The sequence below is a fragment of the Microcoleus sp. ARI1-B5 genome (genome assembly GCF_036705795.1).
Lineage (GTDB): Bacteria > Cyanobacteriota > Cyanobacteriia > Cyanobacteriales > Microcoleaceae > Microcoleus.
This window is the reverse complement of the sequence record NZ_JAUBVK010000018.1, coordinates 129,504-137,326: the sequence shown is the minus strand read 5'-3', so window position 1 is coordinate 137,326 and position 7,823 is coordinate 129,504. Positions and strand designations below refer to the sequence as shown.

Genomic DNA, 7,823 nt, shown 5'->3' with positions numbered 1-7,823 from the left:
GACAGTTGACAGTTGACAGTTGACAGTTGACAGTTGACAGTTGACAGTTGACAGTTGACAGTTGACAGTTGACAGTTTAGTGTCGATTATCGGCCCAAATACATGACAAATCTCGCTTCTAGCTTAGTCTCGATCTCCCTGGCACCCCCCTTCGATCGGGGGGGACAAGAAGTGTTCAAAGTGGGTCTTCGATCGGGGGAGTAGGGGGTATGCGAGGGGGATCGAGCCTCGACGGTAAACGATAGATACAAAAGTTTTTAGGCGATTGTTGACATCTAATGATGCAGCGGGCGTCCTTCACGGCGCAGGTAAGCTTTCGCCAAAACTTGGGATTATTAGATTCTAGGATTCGGACGCGGTGGCGTCGAGGGATGGAGAGCCCGGTCATTTAAGAACACAGGCTAATTTAGATAAATGTTCACAATTAAATGAAAGCAATGGTATTAACCTCAGATACAGGCGCTGACAATAACAGCGACTGCGAATTAATTTTTGACCCGGCTTCGATTCAACCTCACGGCATCCTGTTGGTGCTGGAATCTCCTGTGTTGAAAATTTTGCAAGTTAGCAACAATACTTTTGAGGCGATCGGCATTTACCCGAAAGAACTTGTGGGCAATTTTTTACATGAATTTGTCGAGACTGAGGAAATTGATGCTGTTGAAAAAGCTTTAGTTGAAAACGACCATCAACGTAACTCTATCAGTTTATCATTCACCGGTCAAAACCGCAAGTGTTTTTTTCAGGGGAGGCTGCATCAATCAAGTTCATTATTAATTGTGGAACTAGAACAGGTTGTTGCCCCAAAAGCGGGGAAGTGTTTCAATTCTTATCATTTAGTGCAAGAGCCGATCGACAAAATCCACAACACACCAAACCTGCAAGTGCTGTGTCAGACAGTGGTTGAAGAAGTGCGGAGGACGATCGGCTTCGATCGGGCGATCGTCTATAAATTTGATGCCACCGGTGCCGGGGAAGTAATCGCCGAAGACAAAGTAGAAAATTTGGCTTCTTTATTGGGAATGCACTATCCGGCTGCCGATATTCCCCCGCAGGCAAGAAAGCTGTTCAGCATGAATTTAATTCGGTTTATTCCCGATATTCACTATCAGCCTGTAGAACTAATTCCTGACTGCAATCCGCTGACCGGTCGCCCCCTGAATCTGGGCTTCTCCTTGTTGAGAACAGTTTCCCCTTGCCACGTTCAATATCTCAAGAATATGAACATTGGCGCTAGCATGACCGTGACATTAATCAAAGATCGAAAACTCTGGGGATTGATCGCCTGTCACCACCAAACACCAAAGTATGTCAACTACGAAACAAGAACGGCTTGCGAACTGGTAGCAAAGTTTGTGAATCTAGAGCTCAGCTACAAACAAGATAGCGAAGACCGGGACTATGCAATTTATTTAAAAGAAATTTGCCATAAATTTATCACGGAAATTTCTCTAGAAAACTGCTTTGTAGAAGGTTTACTTAAATCCCGAGATGAATTGCTGGCCTTAGTGGGCGCTACCGGTGGAGTTGTTTGTGCCCATGAAAATTTAATCACCATCGGCCAAACCCCGGAATTGGCAGAAATCGAAAAGTTAATTGCTTGGATAAAAACTCAAATAAATAAGAATGATGTTTTTCATACAGATTGTCTCTCAAAACTGTATCCGCCTGCCGATAAATTTAAAAAAGTTGCTAGCGGTTTGCTGGTGCTTGCCATGTCCGAGATGCAAAATTATTACATTTTGTGGTTCCGTCCCGAAGCAATTCAAACTGTCAACTGGGCCGGTAAACCAGACTGGCCAATTGATTTTAAACCGGATGGCAGCCCATTGATGTCTCCTCGCACTTCCTTTGACTTGTGGCAAGAAACTGTGAGGTCAAAATCTTTGCCTTGGCAGGGGTGCGAAATCGAAATCGCCCGAGAACTGCGAGTGGCAATTGCTAGCATTGAGTTGCGGAAAATCAACCAGCAGCTCAACTTAGCTTTGTCGGCTACCAAAATCGGATTTTGGGACTGGGACGTGCAGAACAATCGCATTGTTTGGTCGAGGGAACACGAAGAGTTGTTTGGGTTGGCTCCGGGAACTTTTGACGGAACCGATCGAAGTTTTGCAGCTTGCGTTCACCCGGAAGATTTAAAAGGTGTGGAGGATGCGATCGATCGGGCGCGAGCCCAGCGCTCGGATTACTGTCACGAAAACCGCGTGATTTGGCCCGATGGCAGCATTCACTGGATGGAGGGAAAAGGTAAGTTTTTTTACAGCGAAACGGGCGAAGCTGTGCGGATGGTGGGGACTGTTACAGAAATTACCGATCGCAAAGCTAGAGAATTACAATTGCGCCTGTTAGAATTAGTAGTTACCACGACTAACGACGCGGTGTTAATTACGGAAGCTGAACCGATTGACGAACCGGGCCCGCGAATTCTGTATGTCAACCCAGCTTTCACGCGGATGACCGGCTATACGCTAGAAGAAGTTTTGGGCAAAACGCCGCGCATCTTGCAAGGAGAAAAAACAGATAGGGCAAGTCTCCATCGCATTCGGAGAGCTTTGAAAACCTGGCAGCCGGTGCGGGTTGACTCGATCAATTACCGCAAAGACGGCACAGAATTTTGGGTAGAATTGAGCATTGTGCCCATAGCTGACGAAAGCGGTTGCTTTACCCATTGGGTGGCAGTGCAGCGCGATATTAGCGATCGCAAACAAGCTGAAGCCGCCCTCCAACAGCTCAACGAACTGTTAGAAATGCGAGTTTTGCAGCGCACCCGAGAACTGGAAATTTCTCAAACAGAACTCCGGGAAAGCGAAGCTTTATTTCGCTCTTTGAGCGAGAGTTCCCCCGTCGGCATTTTCAAAATAGATGCTGAGGGGAAATGTACCTATACAAATCCGCGCTGTCAAGCAATTGGTGGTTTCACAGCAGCAGAAGCTTTAGGAAACGGCTGGATGCGGTTTGTTCACCCCGAAGACCTGAAACTAATTCTGTCCCAGTGGTCCCAATCGCGATCGCTAGATGGGGAATTTTCCTGCGAATTCCGCCACATCCAGCGAGACGGAACAATCAGGTTTTGTCGGATGAAAACAGCTCCGATTATTTCTGACCGAGGTCAACTAATCGGTAACGTCGGCACAGTCACAGATATCACAGAAAGTCGGGCAATTGAAAAAATGAAAAATGAGTTTATTTCGATTGTCAGCCACGAACTGCGAACGCCGCTTGCTTCTATTCGCGGTTCTTTAGGTTTGCTGGCGGCTGGGGTGCTCAAAGACAAACCGGAAACTGCCAAACAGATGTTAGACATTGCGTCGGGCGATACCGAACGGTTAGTGCGTTTGGTCAACGATATTCTCGATTTAGAGCGGCTCGATTCGAGCCAAGTTACCATTGTTAAGCAGTGGTGCGACGCGCAGGTTTTGATGCGTAAGTCGGCAGAAGCTGTGATGTCTGTGGCTGCTGAGAATAAGATTGATTTGTCGCTTTTGCCTTCGTCTGCACAAATTTGGGCTGACCCGGACAGGATTGTTCAAATGCTAGTAAATTTGTTGAGCAATGCGATTAAATTTTCGCCTCCGGGGAGTACAGTAACTGTCAGGGTTGAAGATTTGGGCGATTCCCTAGGGGATAGCTACGCTTCACGGGTTTTATTTGAAGTCAAAGATCGAGGGCGGGGGATTCCTGCTGATAAACTAGAAACTATCTTTGGACGGTTTCAACAGGTCGATGCTTCTGACTCCCGCCAAAAAGGAGGTACGGGTTTGGGTTTGGCTATCTGTCGCAGCATCGTGCAGCAGCACGGCGGCAGAATTTGGGCCGAAAGTGTTGTCTCAGAAGGTAGCAGTTTCTATTTCACAGTGCCTGCACCGCTGGATGGGGAAGGGGGGAAAAGTTAGATTGCTTGGTTCGTGGTAATGTACGCGGGGAGCATGAGTTTGGGAGGGTTGATTGGTGTCAACTTCAAGTTTTATGCAGTAGGGATCTACTGTTTGACTATTAGGTCTCGATCCCCCCGGCGCCCCCCTTAATAAGGGGAGTAGGGGGTGGGACAAGAGCGTTCTTTGGCGTCCCCCGAATCGTTGCGGGGGGGGGACTGGAGTCCGATCGACAGTCGACCCCTACTCCCCTGCGCGATCGGGGGATGCGAGGGGGATCGGGCAAGAGGCTACAAACCAGAGATACAAAGGTTTTACTCTGAAGTTTACACCAATAGTGAGGGATATATTTAGATTTTTTAGTTCTCGGTTTAAGTAGGTGCATCTCGCGTGCGTAAGTCATGTTTCGGTTTACGATGATTAATTTAAAATTTTGGTTTTAATTATGTCAGCAAAGCGCATTCTGGTAATCGATGATGAACAAAACCTTTGCAGCGTGATTCAGGCTTGTCTGGAACATTTAGGCGGCTGGAGGGTGCTGATTGCGCCCGAGGCCCACGAAGGATTGGTTTTAGCTGAAACTGAAGTCCCTGACGCTATTCTGCTCGATGTGATGATGCCCGATATGGACGGAGTTACTCTGTTTGGTTTGCTGCAAAAAAATGCTGCTACTCGGGGGATTCCGGTGATTTTTCTGACTGCTAAGGTGCAGGCGATGGATTTGAGCGAGTTTGCTGATTTGCCCGTAGCGGGGGTGATTGCTAAGCCTTTCGATCCTTTGGGTTTGGCACAGCAAGTTGCGGGAATTCTCGGTTGGGAACTGTTGCTTTAAGCTGGGGAAAAATGCGAGACAAGACTCGGCGGTTGAAACCGCCACTACACAAACTTTCGTGTCCTCGACCGACTGAAGAATTAAGGGGCATTACAGCCAGATGGCGATCGGAAATCCGGTTTATTGTTCTCATTCCCTTGCTAAAATCTCGCAATTATGTTAATGAATCGGGTTTCTGCGTGCAGGAAAGTCCTAGTTTTTCCGGCTGTTTTCAGAATTTCCTCATTTTTTTGATTTAGCTTTGAGATCGATCGGTGATTGGTTACTTCAAACCCTGATTCCCTAGAAGTTCCAGAGATGAGTTCAGGGAGTCGGGGTCTTTTGTTTCCCGTAAAGTCGATCGACAACCGCCGTATTTACACGCTCTGGGACTGCTCCAAAAGTTACGCTGACTTGCCTCAATAACGGGTTTTTTAACTCGGACTCCTAGATGCACGGAAGTTTTTTTGGTAAAAACCCCGGTTTCTGCGTAAATGTTGCAATCCTTGCTTCCGCAAAAGTATATTTATCAAAAAAAATGAGGGTCTTCATAATTCCCTCATATTTTTTAGATACTGTTTATTCCAGGTTCTTGAGTTGAAGGTCGCACTCTCTGCTGCATCCCGCTGCCAAAGAACGAAGCTGTTTTCAGGGGAGTTCGGGAAGAGTGACGGTACTTTCGATTAAGGAGTGCGACAGCACAACCAACCTGAATCCGTCAGGCGTTAGGTACTGCATACCAAACAAACTGGGTTTTTTAACCGGGAAAAACGGGGTTTCTGCGCAAGTCCTATAAGTGTTGGCAGCAAAACTCAATGCCAAAGAAATTAATCACTGTGGATGTGATTCGCGCTCTCGAATAACGCCCTGAAAATAAGTCAGTCATTTTGTTAAGAGCAAAACTGGCAATTGCCACTAACAGGCAAAGCCCAATTTGAGTAAGTTTTTTAAAGAGTGTGGAGATTTTTAGAATGTCAGATCAGCTATATTCTAAAGGTAACAGGAAAATTTTGTGCTACTACGCAAATGCTACCAACCAAATTCAGGTGGTTCGGATTGGGAATATTCCTAATTGGTACTTTGAAAGAGTGGTGTTTCCGGGGCAGCGACTGATGTTTGAAGCTGCGGCCGAAGCCGTATTAGAAATTCACAGCGGCGCGGTGGCAAGTGCTATTTTATCGGACAAGATTCCCTGCTACGTGTTGCGGGTTATAGAAGAGGTAAGTTTTGACGGGGATCTGATTATTACCGAAGAAAAATGTGCGGTATTAGCTCGCTAAAATTCCGCAGAAATCAGAGGAACTCGATCGGGGCAACAAAGATCTAAGTTAAGTAGTATCTGGGGAGGGGGAAAATGCAGAAAAATCTTGTCAATATTACCTTGCGCGCAGTCACAGAAGAAGTAGAAATTATCTTGGAGTCTTATCCCAAGTATCCCTACCAACAAGCTTTTTCGCCCTCGGGCTTGCGGCAGGATTTAATTGCTTACGTGCTGAGCCGAGTTCCTAATAGATATATGGCGATCGGCTCCGGCGAGTCTGCTAACCACACAGTCCAGGTTCGCTGTTCTTCAGAGCAGTTGCTGCAGATAGAAAATTTGATTCATACTGGCATTGGCGACTTGCTGCACAGCTATCAGAAGGTAGATTACTGCCTTCGGGAAGAAGTTAAATTCGGTTCGAGAGTTGGTAGTTGGTTTTGATAGTTTGCGGTAATTGAGCCAGATGCCGAGAGCCTCGGCACTCTCGGTTGGGCGATCGAGCTAGAATTGTCTGTGTACTCGATCGCGTTCAGCACTTTTGGTAATCGCGGCAGCCCTCGCAGGGGCCGTTGGGGTTGACTGCACAGCGCAGAATTTCCGATCGAGCGTTAAAGTGGCAGGTAGCATCTCCCATAACCCAGATGCCGCTGACAAATGTTCTTTCCGTCGGCGGTGCGGCAGACTGCACGTACAAGGCAATTTTTTGCAGTTGGTAGCGCCCGGATTTGAATTGATAGCGGTGGTGGCGTTCCAAAACAGCGTAGGTTTGTCCCTCTAAATCGAGATAGTTCCCCGGTTGCGGTGTCCAATCCAGCCGAATGCTGCCTAGGGATTGGCGGGGGTGAGAGAGAATCACTTCTACTGGTAAAGTATTTTGTTCCATGTGCGGTGCGGCAAGCGAGTACAAGCTGATGGTATCGCAGTCGCAGGTTCGATCGAGATGCGGTGGAGATTCCCAACAGATTTTAAGGGTTTGCGGGACTTGGGGCGCGGGCGGGTGCGATCGCATTTTGTGCCATCAAAATCCCCAAAAATATGCCATTCCTTCCAGGATTCCCCCAGCGCAAGCAGAGCCAGCTAAATAATGATTTTTTGTGCCATATTCGCGATGCCATGCTAAGAGTTCTGACAGAGCGTTAGCAACGATTACTCCCCGAACATCCTGTTCAAACATACTGATATCATTGCCGGAATCGCCGCAAACTAAGGTTGCATCAGATGGAATTTGCAGGCGCTTTTGTAAATAAGTCAGGGCCTTGCCTTTATTGCTAGTTTGTGGTAAAATATCCACATCGCGATTGCTGCTAAAAATTATTTGAGCTGCCAGTCCCGATGCGGCTAATTTTTGCTGCAAGGTCTGGATAATCGAGGTATTTTCTGCTGCTGGTTCCAGACAATAACTGATTTTCCAAGGATTTTGTTCTGTTAGGGATTGGGGTTTAAGCTTCTTAAACTGCTGAGCTAAAGAGGCGATCGCCATTTTATCCCAATCTTGAGAAATATATTGGGCCCAATCTAAATCTAGGGTTGCGTCTTGGTAAATCTCGCTGCCTACACCTGCGATCGTATAGTCCGGTGCTAGCAGTTGCTTGTCGGCAATTAATTCGCAAGTTGAAGCATGGGAACGCCCGGTAGCGTAAACTAAACAAATTTGCGATCGCTTTGATTGCAAGCGCTGGTTTAAAACTTGAGTTGCTGCGTCGTCTCCGACTAATGTGTTGTCTAAATCTGTGACTAATAAGAATTTCATTTTGATAATTGGGAATTGGGAATTAGGAATTGGGAATTGGTAATGGGGAATTGGGAATTGGTAATGGGGAATAGGTCCTGGGGAATTGCCTGGAAACCTTTGTATCTCTCGCTTATAGCTTAGTCTAGA

General features: G+C 46.9%; 6 protein-coding genes. 4 read left to right on the top strand and 2 right to left on the bottom strand.

Going from position 1 to position 7,823, the window contains the following annotated elements; all coding sequences use genetic code 11:
- Window positions 1–437: 437 nt before the first annotated feature.
- From QUB63_RS23485 to QUB63_RS23470, 4 genes are all read left to right on the top strand, one after another.
- The gene (locus QUB63_RS23485) at window positions 438–3,893 is read left to right on the top strand and encodes a PAS domain S-box protein (RefSeq protein WP_332947728.1); all 3,456 of its coding nucleotides are present in this window, start codon (window positions 438–440) and stop codon (window positions 3,891–3,893) included.
- A 424-nt stretch (window positions 3,894–4,317) separates the two neighbouring features.
- Window positions 4,318–4,704: a response regulator gene (locus QUB63_RS23480; RefSeq protein ID WP_332947727.1), complete on the top strand. Its 387-nt coding sequence runs from the start codon at window positions 4,318–4,320 to the stop codon at window positions 4,702–4,704.
- A gap of 950 nt (window positions 4,705–5,654) precedes the next feature.
- Window positions 5,655–5,963, top strand: coding sequence for a DUF1830 domain-containing protein (locus QUB63_RS23475; protein WP_332947726.1), 309 nt, complete (start codon window positions 5,655–5,657; stop codon window positions 5,961–5,963).
- 74 nt (window positions 5,964–6,037) lie between these two features.
- Window positions 6,038–6,385 carry a late competence development ComFB family protein gene (locus QUB63_RS23470; RefSeq protein WP_332947725.1) on the top strand — a complete coding sequence of 116 codons (348 nt, stop codon included), beginning with the start codon at window positions 6,038–6,040 and terminating at the stop codon, window positions 6,383–6,385.
- 88 nt (window positions 6,386–6,473) lie between these two features.
- Here the strand turns inward: QUB63_RS23470 and QUB63_RS23465 are convergent, their stop codons facing one another.
- The gene (locus QUB63_RS23465) at window positions 6,474–6,827 is read right to left on the bottom strand and encodes a DUF6464 family protein (protein ID WP_332947737.1); all 354 of its coding nucleotides are present in this window, start codon (window positions 6,825–6,827) and stop codon (window positions 6,474–6,476) included.
- 135 nt (window positions 6,828–6,962) lie between these two features.
- Window positions 6,963–7,694, bottom strand: a complete 732-nt coding sequence (locus QUB63_RS23460) for a sucrose-phosphate phosphatase (protein WP_332947724.1) — start codon at window positions 7,692–7,694, stop codon at window positions 6,963–6,965.
- Window positions 7,695–7,823 lie beyond the last annotated feature (129 nt).

Coding starts and splice junctions, on each gene's coding strand:
- QUB63_RS23485 (WP_332947728.1), top strand. CDS start 438: ATGGTATTAACCTCAGATACAGGCGCTGACAATAACAGCGACTGCGAA.
- QUB63_RS23480 (WP_332947727.1), top strand. CDS start 4,318: ATGTCAGCAAAGCGCATTCTGGTAATCGATGATGAACAAAACCTTTGC.
- QUB63_RS23475 (WP_332947726.1), top strand. CDS start 5,655: ATGTCAGATCAGCTATATTCTAAAGGTAACAGGAAAATTTTGTGCTAC.
- QUB63_RS23470 (WP_332947725.1), top strand. CDS start 6,038: ATGCAGAAAAATCTTGTCAATATTACCTTGCGCGCAGTCACAGAAGAA.
- QUB63_RS23465 (WP_332947737.1), bottom strand. CDS start 6,827: ATGGAACAAAATACTTTACCAGTAGAAGTGATTCTCTCTCACCCCCGC.
- QUB63_RS23460 (WP_332947724.1), bottom strand. CDS start 7,694: ATGAAATTCTTATTAGTCACAGATTTAGACAACACATTAGTCGGAGAC.